This is a genomic window from Nocardia sp. NPDC004711 (assembly GCF_053601595.1).
In genome coordinates this window covers 32772-48231 of the sequence record NZ_JBSGCB010000037.1, presented here as the reverse complement: position 1 = coordinate 48231, position 15460 = coordinate 32772, and the positions used below count along the sequence as shown (strand labels likewise).

Genomic DNA, 15460 nt, shown 5'->3' with positions numbered 1-15460 from the left:
GGCCGTGCAGCGGACCACGTGTGACGATCTCTCCTCGTGGCTGCTGTCCGGTTCACACGGATATGGATGCTGGTGGCGCTGGTGACGGCGCTGCTCCCACTGCATGCGCACGCCGATCCCATCTCGGATCTGCTGAATCCGGCGCACGATCCGGCCAGCGTGCTGCCGTCGCCGCCGACCGACCCCTTCTTTACGCCCGCGCCCGGTTTCGAGGCCCGCCCGCCGGGCTTCGTGCTCTCCGCCCGTACCACCGACAGCCTGTTTCCCGCCGCCCGCGCCTACCAGCTGCTGGTGCGGTCCACCGACTCCCACAATCAGCCGGTCGCCATCGTGACCACCCTGCTGCTGCCGAACGAGGCGTGGGAGGGGTCGGGCCCGAGACCGCTGGTGTCGTACAACCTTCCGATCTCCTCGCTGGGGCAGTCCTGTGCGCCCTCCACGGAACTCAAGCGGGCTGTGTCGGCCGATGTCGTGGCGATCCGGTTGATTCTGGCCAAGGGCTATGCGGTGGTCGTTCCCGACCATCAGGGCCCGCGGCAGGCATACGCGGCGGGGCTGATGGGCGGGCACGCCGTGCTCGATTCCATCCGGGGCGTCACCCGCGCGAACATGCCGGAACTCGGCCCGGCGACGCCGGTGCTGATGACGAGTTATTCCGGCGGTTCGATCGCCACCAGCTGGGCGGCGCAGCTCGCGCCGACCTATGCGCCGGAGATCCGGTTGGCGGGCGTGATACTCGGGGGGACCCCGGCGGACTATCAGACGCTGCTGCCCGCCATGAACGGCAACTGGGCTACCGGGGTCCTGCTGGCGGCGGTGCTCGGGCTGGCGCGCGAGTACCCGGAACTGATGGGCCTGTTCAACGACAATGGGTGGCGGTTGGCGCGGATGTTCCGCGATATCTGCATTTCGCAGGAGACGGCGCTCGGGCTGATCGCGCCGCTGCGGGCGGACCAGCTCTCGGTCGTGCCGGATCCATTGAAACTGCCTGCGGTGCAGCGGATTCTGGAAGAGAACCGCCCCGGCCGCAGCGCGCCGGCCGCGCCGGTGTTCCTCTTCCACGGCGTCAATGAGATCTTCGTTCCCTTCGCGGGCGCGCAGCACCTGTTCGACGAATGGTGCGCGCGAGGCGCCCGGGTGCGGTTGCAGCCGTTCCCGGGGGAGCACTTCATCGTCGGCGCGCTGTCCATTCCACTGACCACCGGGTGGATCGAGGATCTGCTGGCCGGTCGGCTGGTGCCGCCGGGGTGCACCGGTCCGGGTCACTGACCATCCGCGGAAATTCCAATCGAGCAAAATATCTTTCGGTGTCGCTGCCATAAGTCATCGGCATTTCGCTTAATATTCCTGGCCGGATTGGCAAAAGGACCTCCATGAATCGTGGCCGATTCTGGAAGCGGCGCTGACGGAATAGGCCGGCACCGCGCTGGGAGGTTGCTCAGCGTCGGGTCGGCCGGTGCCGAGTCCGGTCCGCCCCGCGGCGGTGGCGGGCCAGTTGCAGTTCGAGCAGTAGGCGATCGGCCGGATCGTCGAGGTCGATGCCGGTGATGTCCTGGGCGCGGCGCAGGCGGTAGCGCAGCGTGTTCGGGTGGATGCGCAACGCCGTGGCCGCGGCCCGTACATCGCCGTGATGGCGCAGGTAGTGGTCGACGCTGGCCTCGAGTTGCGCGGCGTGGCTGCGGTCGTAGTCGAACAGGGCGGTCAGGCGCGGGTCCTCGAGTTCGGGGCGGGCGGCGATGAGATCGAGGATCTCGCCCAGTAGTACCGCCGTACGGGATTCGGCGAGGGTGGTCACCCGATCCTTCGGGAAGTCCGCCGCGGTGCTGTCCAGGACACGGTCCACCTCGAGGCGGGCGCGGGCGACGTCGGTCAGCTCGGCGACGGGAACGGCGATGGCGGCGCGCAGGATCGGGCCGCCGGTGGTTTCCAGCTGGTCGACCAGCTGCCGGGTCCAGGCGGTGACCGCGCGGGCCGAGTGGTAGCGGGGGAGCAGGATATAGGCGCGGTCACCGATGAGGGTCGCCAGCGAGTCGCGGCGGAAGGCGCTCGCGCGCAGGCGAAGTGTGCTGCCCAGCGCCGACAGTTCCGCGGCGGCGGGGGTCGCGCCGGAGGATGCGAACCCGATGAGCGCCGCCGGGCCGGTCACCGGGATGCCCAGCGCACTCGCCACCGACGGCACATCGACACCGCCGCCGCGCGCGCCGAACAGGCGCTGGATCAGCAGGGCCTCGGTGGACGGCGCGTCCAGGCTGCGCGAGATGATGCGCGCGGCAATGGCCGACGCGCCCCGCAGCACTTCGGCCGCGTCGGACTTGAACGGCCGCTCGCCCTCCTGCAGCCAGATCGATCCGAGCACGGTGGCGGCGCTGCCCTCGCCCGGCCGCCGAATCCCCACGGCCAGACGGTGTTTGATGTCGAGCTCGGCGTGCGCGGGCAGGTCGACCACCTCGTCGGTGTGCCGCAGGCGGTCGAAGACACCCCACTGCTGCAGGATCCGCAGATACTCGCGCGGCCCCTCCCGGCCCAGGATGGATTGGATCCGCAGCCGGTCCGCGGCATCATTGGAGGCCGAGTAGGCGAGCACGTGCGAGTGCGCGTCCTCGATGGTGACCATGCCGCCCGCGTTCTGCGCGATGATCTGCGCCAGCCCGAACAAGTCGGTATCGGCGGCCAGCAGATCCTGGTCCGCGCTGTCGCGGGCCGGGCCGGTGCGATCCAGCATCCGCCGGATCAGCGGGTACACGTGATCCCAGCGGGCCTGCGGGTGCACCCCGACCACCGCCACCCCCGCCCGCAGCGCGGCCCGCCGCAACCCGCCCGCCGCGGCCGCGAACTTCGACAGCACCGCGCGGGGTCGTTGCGCCGGTGCCCGCTGGGCGACCTCCTCGAGCCACCGCACGGCCTCGGCCTCGGCGATACCCACGTGCAGATACATGTCCGACATGGGTGCGTGCGCAACGGTTTCCGAGCTCAGGTCCGAACTGTCGACCAGCGCCACCGACCGGATGGCCACCTCGTCCCCGAGCGGTGCGTCGACCAGTTCGACGAGCGTCGTGCCCAGTGCCCCCAGCAGTTCCCGCAGCGCTACTCCGGTTCGGTCGAGCTCGGCGGCCCGCAGACCGGTGGAGGTGTGGCGTTCGTCTGCGGTCATGCTGTCTCCGGTGTTCAAAGCCTGGGTACTGCCGCGCCGGCACGCTCGGCCCTGTGGGTCGTGGCCGGAACAGCGCCATCGATCCGGGCACGAGTGCGCCGGCGGTGTTCAGCCGAACGTACAACAGGTTCGGTGGTTCTTTGGCTGATCGGCTCAATATCCGTGGCGCGATTCGGGGTTGACTCGGCGTACTCGCCCGGTGACACGGGCCACAATCCGCCAGGAGGTTGTCATGGACGCCGTCACAGTCACTCCACCGCCGGTGAACGAACCGGTGGGGACCTTCGCGCCCGGCACCCCGGAGCGTGCGCGACTGCAGGCCGAGCTCACCGAACTCGCCGCGACGCCGCTCGAGATTCCGCACGTGATCGGTGGGCGGGAGCGGCGGAGTGCGGGGGAGGTAGTGGATGTCGTGCAGCCGCACCGGCATTCGGCGGTGCTCGGGACCATCACGATGGCCGAGGCGCAGGATGCGGCCGACGCCATCGAGGCGGCGACCGCCGCGGCGCCGGGGTGGCGGGAGCTGTCGTTCGACGAGCGGGCGGCGGTATTCCTGCGGGCCGCGGATCTGCTGGCCGGACCGTGGCGGGAGACGGTGGCGGCGGCAACCATGCTGGGGCAGTCGAAGACCGCGTATCAGGCCGAGATCGACGCACCGTGTGAGCTGGTGGATTTCTGGCGGTTCAATGTGCACTTCGCGCGCGGGATCCTGGCCGGGCAGCCGATCTCGACGCCGGGGGTGTGGAATCGGGTGGAGTACCGGCCGCTGGAAGGGTTCGTGTACGCGGTCACGCCGTTCAATTTCACCGCCATCGCGGCCAATCTGCCGACCGCGCCGGCGCTGATGGGCAATACGGTGGTGTGGAAACCCTCACCCACACAGGCGTTTTCGGCGTATTGGACGATGCGGCTGCTGGAGGCGGCGGGGCTGCCGCCGGGCGTGATCAATCTGGTGCACGGCCACGGTCCCGAGGTGTCGGCCGTGGCGCTGGCCGATCGGCGGCTGGCGGGCATTCACTTCACCGGGTCGACGGGGACGTTCCAGCGGCTGTGGCGCACGGTCGGCGAGAACATTGCCGGCTACGACACCTATCCGCGGCTGGTCGGCGAGACCGGCGGCAAGGATTTCGTGGTCGCGCACAGCTCGGCGGATCCGGACGTGTTGAGCACGGCGCTGATTCGCGGGGCGTTCGACTACCAGGGGCAGAAGTGTTCGGCGGCGTCGCGGGCGTTCATTCCGAAATCGGTGTGGTCGCGCATGTCGGGGGACTTCCTGGGCAAGGTGTCGGAGCTGACCTACGGCGACGTCACCGATTTCACGAATTTCGGTGGGGCGCTGATCGATCGGCGCGCCTTCGACCGCAATGTCGACGCCCTCGAGCGGGCCAAGGCGACACCCGGTCTGACCGTGCTCACCGGCGGGCGGGCCGACGACAGTGTGGGTTACTTCGTCGAGCCGACCGTCCTGCTGGGTGAGGATCCGGGTGACGAGGCGTTCCGGACCGAGTACTTCGGGCCGATTCTGGCCGTGCACGTCTACGACGACGCGACGCCGGACGGGTTCGACGCGGTGCTGGATCTGGTCGATCGCGGGTCGTCGTACGGACTCACCGGCGCGGTGATCGCCGACGACCGGATGGCGGTCGCGACGGCGTCCGAGCGACTTCGGTACGCGGCGGGCAATTTCTACATCAATGACAAGCCGACCGGCGCGGTGGTCGGACAGCAGCCGTTCGGCGGGTCGCGGGGCTCCGGCACCAACGACAAGGCCGGGTCGGCGCAGAACCTGCTGCGCTGGACTTCGGCGCGCACCATCAAGGAGACCTTCGTGCCGCCGACCGATCACCGGTATCCGCACCAGGCCGTGGCGACGGAAGCGGGAGAACGCTGATGTTCACGACCGTGCTGCGTCCGGCGCTGCTGGCGGCCTCGCGGTCGCCGCGGGTGGAACGGACGGTGACCGGGCTGACCGCGACCCGGAAGATGGTGCGGCGCTTCGTCGCCGGGGAATCCGAGGCGGATGCCGCGGCGGCCACGGGGACGCTGCTCGACTCCGGGCGGTACGTCAGCCTCGACTATCTGGGCGAGGACACCACCGATCTCGCGCAGGCGCGCGCCACCGTCGCCCACTACCTCGCCCTGCTCGAAACCCTGGGTGATCTGCCCGGGTCCACGGGAGAGGTACGGTCGCTGGAGGTTTCGCTCAAGCTCTCCGCGCTGGGCCAGGCGCTGCCCCGGGACGGCCACGCCATCGCCCTCGAACACGCCCACAAGATCTGCACCGCCGCGGCGACGGCGGGGGTCTGGGTCACCGTGGACGCGGAGGACCACACCACCACCGATTCCACCCTGTCCGTGGTGCACGCGTTGCGGGCGGACTTCCCCTGGGTGGGCACGGTGCTGCAGGCCTACCTGGTGCGCACCGAGGGCGACTGCCGTGACCTGTCCGGTCCCGGATCGCGAATCCGCCTGTGCAAGGGCGCCTATCGCGAACCGGCCGGGGTCGCCTACCAGGGCCGCGACGAGGTGGACGCGTCCTATCTGCGCTGCCTCGACATCCTCATGCGTGGCCTGGGCTATCCCATGGTGGCCACCCACGACCCGGTCATGCTCGACGCCGCCGCCCACTACGTGCGGGCGGCGCGGCGGTCGCCGGACCGTTTCGAATTCCAGATGCTCTACGGCATCCGCGACGACGAACAGCAGCGGCTGGTCGCCACGGGCGCGCACCTGCGCACCTATGTGCCCTACGGCGACCAGTGGTACGGCTACTTCATGCGCCGGCTGGCCGAGCGCCCGGCCAATCTCGCGTTCTTCCTGCGCTCGTTCGGACCGGGCGCGCGCCGCTGATCGGTAACGCGATCGCACCGCCTCGGCGGACGCGCCAGGGCGGGGCGCGTCGGCCGGTTGGACAAGAACTCTGAACTTTATTTAACCAACCGCCCGATCACAGCATCGGCCATGGTCCGATTAGCTGAGCTAGCTCGAGTGTGACCTGCGTTACCGCAGAGTGGCGGTACGCAGCGGAACGAAAGGATCCCGCATGTCTTTTGCGGAGTTGCGCGGCCAGATTCTGCGCCGCAAGCCGATCTCGGAGGTAGACGACGACACGCCCGCGGACGAGCGGCTGTCGAAACACCTCGGTCTGTGGCAGCTGACGGCCATCGGGGTGGGCGGCATCATCGGCGCGGGCATCTTCGCCCTGGCCGGATCGGTCGCACACAATACGACCGGGCCCTCGGTCCTCATCTCGTTCCTGATCGCGGGTGTGGCCAGTGCGTGTGCGGCACTCTGCTACGCGGAATTCGCGGGCATGGTGCCCAAGGCGGGGTCGGCCTACACCTACGGGTACGTGTCGCTGGGTGAGCTGGCGGGCTGGTTCATCGGGTGGGATCTGCTGCTCGAGTACGTGGCGGTGGCGGCGGTGGTCGCCATCGGCGTGTCCGGGTACTTCAACTTCCTGCTGGATCAGATCGGAATCTCCTTGCCGCACTGGATGCTCGGGGCCTCCGGTACCGGGGACGGGCATGTGGTGGATGTTTTCGCGATCCTGTTCTGTCTGGGCAGCGCGTGGGTGCTGTCGCGCGGCATCAAGAGCGTGGGACGGTTCGAGACGGTCGCGGTGGGGATCAAGGTGGCGATCGTGCTGCTGATCATCGTGCTCGGCCTGTTCAAGATCGACAGCGCGAACTACCACCCGTACTTCCCGTTCGGCACCGGCGCGGTGTGGACGGGCGCGGCGACGGTGTTCTTCGCCGTCTTCGGCTATGACGCCATGAGCACCGCGGCCGAGGAGTCCACCGAGGCGAAAAAGCATCTGCCCAAGGCGATCATCTACTCGCTGGCCATCGCCATGGTGCTGTACGTGCTGGCCACGCTGGTGCTCACCGGCATGCAGAAGTACACCGAGATCAGCCCGACCTCCGGGTTCTCCACCGCGTTCAAATCCGTGGGGATGCCGGGCATCGCGAACATCATCGCGATCGGCGCCATCGTCGGCATCATCACCGTGGTGCTCACCTTCATGCTGGGCGTGACCCGCGTCTGGTACGCCATGAGCCGCGACGGGCTGCTGCCGGAATGGTTCGCCAAGACCCATCCCACCCGCAAGGTGCCCACCCGGGTGACCTGGATCGTGGGCGCCGGCTCGGCGATCCTGGCCGGGCTGCTGCCCATCAATACCGTTGCGGAGCTGACCAATATCGGCATCCTGATGGCGTTCATCGTGGTCAGCGTGTCGGTGATCGTGCTCCGCTACACCCGCCCCGACGAGCCGCGGGAATTCCGGCTCCCGCTCATGCCGGTGGTGCCCGTGGTGGGCATCGGCTTCTCCATCTATCTGATCTGGTCGCTGCCCTGGGAAACCTGGGTGCGCTTCGTGGCCTGGCTGATCGTCGGCCTCATCGTGTACTTCGGCTACTCCCGCTTCAACTCCCGCCTGGGTCACCCGACAGCGATCGAAAACGCCTGAGCCGGAGACCATTTCCGGGTCAGGCGGATACGTGAACGGCGATCGAGCCGCTGGGGAGCGGCTCGATTCGAATGTGGGTGAGGTCAGGGACGTGGGCGGTCGGGTCGAGGGTGGCGGCGCGGGGGCCGACGCCGATGACGCGCATGCCTGCTGCCTTGGCGGCGGCGATGCCTGCTTGCGAGTCCTCGAAGACCAGGCAGTCGTCGGCTGAAAGGCCCAGTTCGGCGGCCGCTTTCAGGAAGCCTTCCGGATCGGGCTTGCTCACCGTCACCGATTCGGCCGTGATGCGGATCCGGGGGATGGGGAGGCCGGCGGCGGTCATCCGGGTTTCGGCGAGGACGCGGTTGGCGGAGGTGACCAGGGCGTGGGGGAGGTCGGCGAGGGCGGCCATGAACTCTGGGGCGCCGGCGATGGGTACGACGCCGTCGACGATGGTGGCTTCCTCCGCGAGCATGCGGTCGTTGTCGGCGCGGTTGAGCTCGGCGGGACGGTCCGGCAGGAGTTCGGCCATGGTCGCCCAGCCCTGGCGGCCATGTGCGACGGCCAGCACATCAGCTACCGACAGGCCGTGCTCGGTGGCCCAGCGTCGCCACAGCAACTCCACTACGGCTTCGGAATTCACGAGTGTGCTGTCCATATCGAGCAGGAGGCCGCGGGCGGCAAGCGTGGCATCAACTGTCATAGGCTGGTTATAACCACAAGACGCCGGGCGTGCAATATGTCTCGAATCCGTGTCGCGGGCAAGGGATTCCCGCGCATCGCACCCCGGAGCTCGTTACACAGCCCCAGGGCCCACGCTTGCCTCCTCTATAACGGTCGTTATAGTCGACGGAGGCTATTCTCCGGCGAGACGGAGGGCCACGCGCTCGCGCGCACGAACCTGCACCTGTTCGAAGGAGAATTCGTCTTGGGGTCGACCACAACCCTCGAGCACCCGTTCGATACCGCCATCGCGTTGACGCCGCAGGGGGAAGGGCGCTTTCTCGGTCATACCGCGGCCGAGTACTCGAACATGGTGGGCCCCTTCGGCGGGATCACGGCCGCCGCCATGCTGCGGGCCGTTCTCGACGACCCGCGTTGCGCGGGCAGTCCACTGTCGCTCACGGTCAACTACGCCGGGCCCATTGCCACGGGAGCGTTCACCATCGACGCCGAGCCGGTGCGGACCAATCGCACCACCCAGCACTGGGTGGTGACCATGCGGCAGGACGACACCGTGGCCACCACCGCGACCGTGGTGTGCGCGATGCGTCGCTCGACCTGGTCCGACACCGAGATCAGCCCGCCCGCCGCGCCCGCGCCGGACTCCCTCGAGGTGGCGGAACTGCCCGAATCGCCTGCGTGGCTGCGGAATTACGAGATGCGGTTCGTGGCGGGCCGCGGCCCGTTCGCCGGGGGCGATGACGGCGTACCGGCCCCGACGTCCACCTCCACCCTGTGGGTTCGGGACACGCCTGCGCGCTCGCTGGACTTTCCGGCGGTGGCGGCGATGAGCGATATCTTCTTCCCACGCGTGATGCTGCGCCTGGGCCGGATGGTCCCCGCGGGCACCGTCTCGCTCACCACCTACTTCCACGCCGAGCTCGACCCGCTCGCCGAACCCGGACAGTTCGTTCTCGCGACCGCCCGGGCACAGCACTTCGGCAATGGCTTCTTCGACCAGTCGGCCCACCTGTGGACCGAAGAGGGCACCGCACTGGCCACGAGTCACCAGCTCGTGTACTTCAAGGACTGACCCGCCACACCGCGCGCAGCAGTCGGCACGCCCCGACTACGGACAACGGAAGTGGTTGGGGAGCAGCGGCGTTCATCGCTCGGCCGGGAACGCCAGGGCGGCCAGACCGGCACCCAGGACGACCAGACCGCACCAGGACAGCGCGGGTAGGCGCTCGCCGACGACGGTGACGCCGAGCAGAGCGGCGACCGCAGGCTCGGCGAGCGTCAGGGTGGTGGCGGACGCCACGGTCGTGTGGCGCAGTCCGTAACCGAACAGGCGGTAGGCGAGGAAGGTCGTGAAGAACGCGAGGTGCAGGGCGACCGCCAGTCCCCGCGGCGTGGTCAGCCAGATCGGGCCGGAGGTTGCGACCACGGGCAGGACCAGGACGGCGGCGAGACCGAACATGATGCCCATGACCGAGCCGGAGGCGTGGCCGCGGGTGATGAGGGTGCCGCCGATCAGCGAGTAGACGGCGTAGGTGAGGCCCGCACAGGCTGCCGGCAGAATGCCGAGCAGGTCGATCGGGGCCGCATTGCCGAATCGCGGCCCCATAACCAGTACGGCGCAACCGATTACGGCCAGCCCGGTGGCGGCACACCATCTCGCGGACGGTCGCCCCCGGCCGGTGAGCCAGGCCAGCAGGCCCGCGAAGACCGGTGCGCTTCCGAGGGCGATGACCGTGGCCACGGCCACGCCGGTGCGGGCCACGGCCGGATAGAAGGTGACCGGATACCCCGCCACGGCGCACGCGCCGAGCAGCAGCAACCACCGTTCCGACGCGGCGGCGCGCATCCGATGCCCGCGGCCGGTGACGAACAGCAGGAATCCGCCGAGGGCCAAGCCGGCCGAACCGATTGCGGCAGCGGATGTTCCGGCTGGAGCCAGCGATGCCGCGGTACCGGTGCTACCCCACAGCACCGACGCGGCGAGGATCGGCGCACTACCGCGCCAAGCGGTCGAAAGGGTGGGTTCCGGGGTGAGCGTGGACGTGCGTTCGGACACTGTCGAGTACTCCGTCGTCGAATTCCGAAGGGGGAAGGAATCGAAACGGGCGCACGACGAGTCCGGGCTGCCGTCGGAGGTCAGCCGGAACGCGAAACGAGAGTCTGCCGCTGCGCCCGATCAGGCGGCCGGCGGCGGCGTGACGGAGTGCCAGAACGTACCCATGGTTCGAGACTACCCAACCGTCTCGCGCCCGGTCCGCCCGGAGGTCAGGTGGTGGCGGTTCCGGCGCGATTCAGAATGATCAGCGGGGTGAGGTAGTGCTCGAGTACGTACCCGCCGAGGGCGTGTGCCGCGCGGGCGGCCTCGTCGACTTCGGCGGCCGTCCAGTCGCTGAAGGTGGTGAACAGATCGTGGATCTGGTCGGCGCTCAGTTCGATTGTCCAGGAGATCCGTTCGACATGGGTGGCGACGAAGTGACCGCTGCCGGTCAGGCGGCGCACCCATGCATCGGTGTCGAAGTCCGCCGGTCTGCGGGACGGAGAGTCGTCGCCGCGACGGGCGACGATCTCGGCTGTTCGCTGCCGGAATGGGGTGGCAGCCGCCGACGGGTCGCCGAAGACGTGACGCCACACCGCGAAATGGCCGTCAGTGACCAGCGCGCGGTGAATTCTCGGCAGCACCACGTCGAGATCGAACCAGTGGATGGCCGTTGCCGCGACGGCCAGATCGAAGGCGGCGGACGGCAAGGGCGCTGTTTCGGCGCTGTCGATGAGCACGGACACTTCCGGCCATCGACGGTGCAGATGGGCGGCGAGGCCCTGCCCCGGCTCGACAGCGGTGACGGCAGCACCGGCCCGCAGCATCGGACCCGTCGCCAATCCGGTGCCGGCGCCGAGCTTGAGCACCCGGACGCCGTGCCGCAGCAACCCGAACTCCCGCAACCGTTTCCACAGTGCGGCCGGATAATCAGGTCTGGCTCGATCGTAGATCTCTGCATGGGCGTCGAAATGCATCGGACCGAGCCCTCGACCGTCTCCGGACATCAGCCGAGATCGAACTTCCCGGCTTGCACGGCAGCGTTGAACACGGCCCAGTCGGCCGGAGCGAACACAAGCACTGGGCTCGAGTCTCCCAGTTTCGAATCCCGCACTCCGACCCTGCCACGGCTGAGGTGGGCGGCTTCCAGGCATTCTCCGCCCGAATGGCTGTAGCTTGATTTGAACCAATCGGCGTCGGACAGTTCGATGTTCATTCGCCGCACTCCTTGGCTCTCGACAACATGACCTGCCTGGTTGTGACCGGATCCAATGCTACTCGGCTGATCTCGCCGAACGCATGTCGGTACCGCCACACCTCGGGCTCTCGTTCCAGGTAGAGGTCTCCCACAAAACCTTCGATGTAGACCACCGGCGGCTCGACCATCCCGGTTGCCGGAAGTTTGGGAAATTCCAGTAGGACAAAGGATTCCACCACCGAGCCGAGATGGCTCGGAGCGTCGTGGGGAACATACCGAATCGACACGTTCGGCAGCTGGCTCAGATCGGCCAGGTATCGAAGCTGCTCGGCCAGAACTGCCGGTCCGCCGATCTGACCGCGCAGGGCAGCTTCCGACAAAACGACATCGATCTCGAACCCTTTGTCTTCCAATCGGTTCTTTCGCCTCATGGCCATTTCAACGCGCCTCTCCACCTGCTCCGGGGGCATCGTCGGATGCTCGGTCCATTCGATCGCGCGACGATACGCAGGCGTCTGGAACAGTCCGGGTACGTCCGCCTGGCGCCAGAAGGACACGCGGCGGGCGGAAGCTTCCAACCCGAGGTAATAATCGAAACGAGGCTTCATCGCATCCTCGTACGCCCGCCACCAATTCTGCTGCGCCGACGCCATTTCCTGAGCGAGGCCGAGCAATAGGCGCCGCTCGTCGTCGCTGCACTTGTATGCGTCGGCGAGCGCATTGATCCAGATCCGCGACACTTTGGTCTTGAGACCGTCTTCCAGGCGGCCGATGGTTTGTACCGAGGTGTCCACGACCCGCGCCGCGGCGGATCTGGTCAGCTGCGCCCGTTGACGGTATGCGGCCAACAGTCGACCGAGGGCGCGGGCGGCAAGGGTGGAGCCAGACATTTTCCTAGCCTTTCTATCGAAGGCATTGAAATTTGGAACCCCCCGTGGTGGAAGTCCGGCGCAATAGCCGCGACCGGCCACCCATGGCGGCCCCAAATCCCTTGGCATCGCAGTAAATCTGAGTTCGTGTCCAACCCATCCACCACCGACCATAGCGAATTGCCAACGATGACAATCGAATACGCGCATCTGACCATGCAGACACACCGGAATTGTCTGGTTTCGGTGTGTCCGGTGAAGAACCAGGCCAAGCGTCGGCTCATCGCACGCGGGGCGTCGGAACCCGCCGACGCTCGACACGGAGGGAGTTGATGTGGTGAATCGACCTGTTACGCACAGCATGCCGGACCACCCGGTGCTGAATCTGGAAGTCGCCCAACGCGCCTTGGCTCAGCACACACAGTGCGGTGAGGAGTGCGAGGCGAAGCGGTACTTCAGCCGGCAGGTGCCCTACCTGGAGCGGAGCGGGTACCGGGAGCGCGGCGCCACCAGCTGGAACATCTGGGCCGGTGAGTGACCGCTCGGGACGAATATTCCGTTGATCCGCCCCTCCCGCACGAAGGAAGTTCGATACAGTTCGTCCATGAAGAAGGTTTCTTCAGGATCGAATGTGCCGGGCGGGGCGGTTCCGCTGGATGCCATCGACCGGCTGCTGCTCGATGAGCTGGCCCGCGACGGGCGTATGACCAACAATGCGCTGGCCGCGGCGGCGGGGATCGCACCCTCGACCTGCCTGGGGCGGGTGCGGGCGCTGGTGGAGCACGGGGTGATCCGCGGGTTCCACGCCGATATCGACCCGGCCGCGCTGGGTCGCGATCTGCAGGCCATGATCGCGGTGCGGGTGCGTGCGGCCGCGCGCGGCCAGCTGGCCGAGTTCGGCGAGCAGATGGCCGCGCTGCCGGAGGTCGAGAACGTGTATTTCATTGCCGGGGCAGACGATTACCTGATCCATGTCGCCACCGCCGACTCCGGCGAGCTGCGCACCTTCGTGCTGGAGCATCTGAGCGCGCATCCCGCCGTCGCGTCCACGGAGACGATCCTCATCTTCGAGCACGTGCGCCCGGGGCATCGCCCCGCGACCTGATCGGCCGAGCGGGGGCTGGTGGGTGCCATGTCCGGAAGGGTTGGTTCAGTAGGCGGGAACCCTCACGGTCCGACGAACAGTCGTTCGCACGGCAGGCGTGGCGGCAGCCGACAGTCGTCGAAGGTCTCGCGTATGAATTCGATTGTGAACCAATGCTTTTGCCTCCAATCGTGGATCAAGTTGCGGACCGCCACCGCAGTGACCTTGTAGTCGAACACCACGTCGGCCAGCCAGATTCGCACGTGGACATCACCTTCGGGCGGGACCCATCCTTCGATGGTCATGGCCGATCGCCATTCCCGGGCACTACCGTGTCGACCTTTCCGGATGACGCCTCAGGCAGCCAGGGAGTGTGCGGCGTACCCGTGTGCTGCCGCAACCGATTCCGAGAGCAGTTCGCCCTTGTGGGTGCTCAGGCCCGCGGCGAGGCCCGGGTCGGCGGTGACGGCGGCGCGCCAGCCCTTGTCGGCCAGCGCGACCACATAGGGGAGGGTGGCGTTGGTGAGGGCCACCGTCGAGGTGTGCGGCACCGCGCCGGGCATATTGGCCACGCAGTAGAAGATCGAGTCGTGCACCCGGTAGGTGGGCTCGGCGTGCGTGGTGGGGCGGGAATCGGCGAAGCAGCCGCCCTGGTCGATGGCGATGTCGACCAGCACCGAACCCGGCTTCATCTGGGCGACGAGGTCATTGGAGACCAGGGTGGGGGCCTTCGCGCCCGGCACCAGCACCGCGCCGATGACCAGGTCGGCCTCGCGCACCAGGTTCTCGACCTCGAGCCGGTTGGACATGACGGTGCGCACCTGGCCGTGGTACAGGTCATCGATCTCGCGCAGGCGCTGAATGTTCAGGTCGAGCACCGTGACCTCGGCGTGCATGCCGTGCGCGACAGCGATGGCATTACGCCCGGACACACCCGCACCGATCACCACCACGCGGGCCGGGCGCACACCCGGCACACCACCCATGAGCACGCCGCGGCCGCCACCGCTGCGCATCAGGTGATACGCGCCCGCCTGCGGCGCCAACCGGCCCGCGACCTCGCTCATCGGGGCCAGCAAAGGCAGGGAGCCGTCGGGGGCGGTGACGGTCTCGTAGGCGAGGGAGGTGATGCCCGAGGACAGCAGGGCGTCGGTGCACTCCCGGGAGGCGGCCAGGTGCAGGTAGGTGAACAGCACCTGGTCCTCGCGCAAGCGCGAATACTCTTCGGCGACGGGCTCTTTCACCTTGAGCACCAGATCGGCGACGCCCCAGACCTCGTCGGCGGTGTCGAGCACCTGCGCACCGGCGAAGCGGTAGGCGTCGTCCTCGAACGTCGAGCCGACGCCCGCACCGGCCTCGACGACCACCTCGTGGCCGCGGGCCACCAGCTCGTGCACGCCGGCGGGCGTGCAGGCCACCCGGTACTCGTGGTTCTTGACCTCGCGGGGAATTCCGATCTTCATCCGCACTCCTGACTCTCTCGACTGGGGTTAGGCGGGATCGCCGCCAGAGAGTCAGTATGAATATTGTGCGAGATCAGCACTAGAGGCGTGAATAATATTCTCTGAATTCGCACTCGACTATCTGAATGGTCGAAATCCGCGAGTGCGAGCTGGGTCACACCGAAGCATCTTCGGCGTTTGCGGCGCTACTGCAACGGCTCCGGCCAGCTGTCGTCGATCGGCCAGCCGCCCGCCCGCAAATGGGCGCGGACCCGATCCAGATCGGAGGTGCGCGGCATCTCGTCGGTGAGTTTGGTGATGATCACCCCGACGTCGGCCCGGTCGGCGGGCAGCGCGCCGAGCAGCACCAGCTCGGCGGCCACCTGCCGCACCTCGTCCTCGGACAGCCGCCGGGCCAGTACGGCCAGCAGCGGAAGATAGTCGGTGTCGGGGACACCGTGCGGGTACCCGGCGCGCAGCCAGCCGACAATTCTGGCCAGTAGCTCGGACAACTCCATCGGTGCTCGGTTCTGCTCTGCCGGAACGG

The 15460-nt window shown here is 67.9% G+C and carries 16 protein-coding genes; 7 read left to right on the top strand and 9 right to left on the bottom strand.

The genetic code is table 11. The features are described from left to right. The first annotated feature begins 36 nt into the window (after positions 1-36). A complete protein-coding gene (locus ACWEKS_RS32165; RefSeq protein WP_452343567.1) occupies positions 37-1269 on the top strand; it encodes a lipase family protein in 1233 nt (410 codons plus the stop codon). 169 nt (positions 1270-1438) lie between these two features. Here ACWEKS_RS32165 and ACWEKS_RS32160 read toward each other — a convergent pair whose 3' ends face one another. Continuing rightward, complete coding sequence (locus ACWEKS_RS32160; RefSeq protein ID WP_452343566.1) at positions 1439-3151, bottom strand: PucR family transcriptional regulator; 1713 nt, start codon at positions 3149-3151, stop codon at positions 1439-1441. A gap of 232 nt (positions 3152-3383) precedes the next feature. Between ACWEKS_RS32160 and pruA the strand changes: the two genes are divergently transcribed. The 3 genes from pruA to ACWEKS_RS32145 all read left to right on the top strand — a co-directional run bounded on the left by pruA (position 3384) and on the right by ACWEKS_RS32145 (position 7622). After that, complete coding sequence (pruA, locus tag ACWEKS_RS32155; protein WP_452343565.1) at positions 3384-5042, top strand: L-glutamate gamma-semialdehyde dehydrogenase; 1659 nt, start codon at positions 3384-3386, stop codon at positions 5040-5042. Further along, entirely contained in the window at positions 5042-6001 is a 960-nt protein-coding gene (locus tag ACWEKS_RS32150) for a proline dehydrogenase family protein (protein WP_452343564.1), read from the top strand. The genes pruA and ACWEKS_RS32150 overlap by 1 nt, the downstream gene beginning before the upstream one ends. A gap of 193 nt (positions 6002-6194) precedes the next feature. Then, complete coding sequence (locus ACWEKS_RS32145) at positions 6195-7622, top strand: amino acid permease (RefSeq protein WP_452343563.1); 1428 nt, start codon at positions 6195-6197, stop codon at positions 7620-7622. A 19-nt stretch (positions 7623-7641) separates the two neighbouring features. Here ACWEKS_RS32145 and ACWEKS_RS32140 read toward each other — a convergent pair whose 3' ends face one another. Beyond that, on the bottom strand, positions 7642-8304 hold the full coding sequence (locus ACWEKS_RS32140; RefSeq protein WP_452343562.1) for an HAD-IA family hydrolase: 663 nt from the start codon (positions 8302-8304) through the stop codon (positions 7642-7644). A 225-nt stretch (positions 8305-8529) separates the two neighbouring features. On the opposite strand from ACWEKS_RS32140, the gene ACWEKS_RS32135 reads away from it, so the two are divergent. Continuing rightward, entirely contained in the window at positions 8530-9357 is an 828-nt protein-coding gene (locus ACWEKS_RS32135; RefSeq protein WP_452343561.1) for an acyl-CoA thioesterase, read from the top strand. A 72-nt stretch (positions 9358-9429) separates the two neighbouring features. On the opposite strand, the gene ACWEKS_RS32130 is transcribed toward ACWEKS_RS32135, so the two are convergent. The 4 genes from ACWEKS_RS32130 to ACWEKS_RS32115 form a co-directional block, all read right to left on the bottom strand. Continuing rightward, positions 9430-10341 carry an EamA family transporter gene (locus ACWEKS_RS32130; RefSeq protein ID WP_452343560.1) on the bottom strand — a complete coding sequence of 304 codons (912 nt, stop codon included), beginning with the start codon at positions 10339-10341 and terminating at the stop codon, positions 9430-9432. Positions 10342-10550: 209 nt separating this feature from the next. Next, positions 10551-11297, bottom strand: a complete 747-nt coding sequence (locus ACWEKS_RS32125) for a class I SAM-dependent methyltransferase (protein ID WP_452343559.1) — start codon at positions 11295-11297, stop codon at positions 10551-10553. Positions 11298-11326: 29 nt separating this feature from the next. Next, positions 11327-11536 carry a DUF397 domain-containing protein gene (locus ACWEKS_RS32120; protein ID WP_452343558.1) on the bottom strand — a complete coding sequence of 70 codons (210 nt, stop codon included), beginning with the start codon at positions 11534-11536 and terminating at the stop codon, positions 11327-11329. Then, the gene (locus ACWEKS_RS32115) at positions 11533-12408 is read right to left on the bottom strand and encodes a helix-turn-helix domain-containing protein (protein WP_452343557.1); all 876 of its coding nucleotides are present in this window, start codon (positions 12406-12408) and stop codon (positions 11533-11535) included. Before ACWEKS_RS32115 ends, ACWEKS_RS32120 begins: the two co-directional genes overlap by 4 nt. Before the next feature lie 316 nt (positions 12409-12724). Here ACWEKS_RS32115 and ACWEKS_RS32110 point away from each other — a divergent pair, with 316 nt between their 5' ends. Next, positions 12725-12925 carry a hypothetical protein gene (locus ACWEKS_RS32110; RefSeq protein WP_379443491.1) on the top strand — a complete coding sequence of 67 codons (201 nt, stop codon included), beginning with the start codon at positions 12725-12727 and terminating at the stop codon, positions 12923-12925. 66 nt (positions 12926-12991) lie between these two features. Then, positions 12992-13492: an Lrp/AsnC family transcriptional regulator gene (locus tag ACWEKS_RS32105; RefSeq protein WP_452343556.1), complete on the top strand. Its 501-nt coding sequence runs from the start codon at positions 12992-12994 to the stop codon at positions 13490-13492. Between the two features lie 62 nt (positions 13493-13554). Here the strand turns inward: ACWEKS_RS32105 and ACWEKS_RS32100 are convergent, their stop codons facing one another. The 3 genes from ACWEKS_RS32100 to ACWEKS_RS32090 all read right to left on the bottom strand — a co-directional run bounded on the left by ACWEKS_RS32100 (position 13555) and on the right by ACWEKS_RS32090 (position 15431). Beyond that, positions 13555-13776 (bottom strand): hypothetical protein, encoded by a 222-nt coding sequence (locus ACWEKS_RS32100; protein ID WP_452343555.1) that lies wholly within the window; start codon positions 13774-13776, stop codon positions 13555-13557. A gap of 51 nt (positions 13777-13827) precedes the next feature. Beyond that, the gene (gene ald, locus ACWEKS_RS32095; protein ID WP_452343554.1) at positions 13828-14934 is read right to left on the bottom strand and encodes an alanine dehydrogenase; all 1107 of its coding nucleotides are present in this window, start codon (positions 14932-14934) and stop codon (positions 13828-13830) included. Between the two features lie 185 nt (positions 14935-15119). Next, positions 15120-15431, bottom strand: a complete 312-nt coding sequence (locus ACWEKS_RS32090) for a DUF3349 domain-containing protein (RefSeq protein ID WP_452343553.1) — start codon at positions 15429-15431, stop codon at positions 15120-15122. Positions 15432-15460: the final 29 nt, after the last annotated feature.

What these genes read in the sequence shown, in the direction of transcription:
- ACWEKS_RS32160 (WP_452343566.1), bottom strand. Translation starts at nt 3,151, where the DNA reads ATGACCGCAGACGAACGCCACACCTCCACCGGTCTGCGGGCCGCCGAG.
- pruA (WP_452343565.1), top strand. Translation starts at nt 3,384, where the DNA reads ATGGACGCCGTCACAGTCACTCCACCGCCGGTGAACGAACCGGTGGGG.
- ACWEKS_RS32150 (WP_452343564.1), top strand. Translation starts at nt 5,042, where the DNA reads ATGTTCACGACCGTGCTGCGTCCGGCGCTGCTGGCGGCCTCGCGGTCG.
- ACWEKS_RS32145 (WP_452343563.1), top strand. Translation starts at nt 6,195, where the DNA reads ATGTCTTTTGCGGAGTTGCGCGGCCAGATTCTGCGCCGCAAGCCGATC.
- ACWEKS_RS32140 (WP_452343562.1), bottom strand. Translation starts at nt 8,304, where the DNA reads ATGACAGTTGATGCCACGCTTGCCGCCCGCGGCCTCCTGCTCGATATG.
- ACWEKS_RS32125 (WP_452343559.1), bottom strand. Translation starts at nt 11,297, where the DNA reads ATGCATTTCGACGCCCATGCAGAGATCTACGATCGAGCCAGACCTGAT.
- ACWEKS_RS32120 (WP_452343558.1), bottom strand. Translation starts at nt 11,536, where the DNA reads ATGAACATCGAACTGTCCGACGCCGATTGGTTCAAATCAAGCTACAGC.
- ACWEKS_RS32115 (WP_452343557.1), bottom strand. Translation starts at nt 12,408, where the DNA reads ATGTCTGGCTCCACCCTTGCCGCCCGCGCCCTCGGTCGACTGTTGGCC.
- ACWEKS_RS32105 (WP_452343556.1), top strand. Translation starts at nt 12,992, where the DNA reads ATGAAGAAGGTTTCTTCAGGATCGAATGTGCCGGGCGGGGCGGTTCCG.
- ACWEKS_RS32100 (WP_452343555.1), bottom strand. Translation starts at nt 13,776, where the DNA reads ATGACCATCGAAGGATGGGTCCCGCCCGAAGGTGATGTCCACGTGCGA.
- ald (WP_452343554.1), bottom strand. Translation starts at nt 14,934, where the DNA reads ATGAAGATCGGAATTCCCCGCGAGGTCAAGAACCACGAGTACCGGGTG.
- ACWEKS_RS32090 (WP_452343553.1), bottom strand. Translation starts at nt 15,431, where the DNA reads ATGGAGTTGTCCGAGCTACTGGCCAGAATTGTCGGCTGGCTGCGCGCC.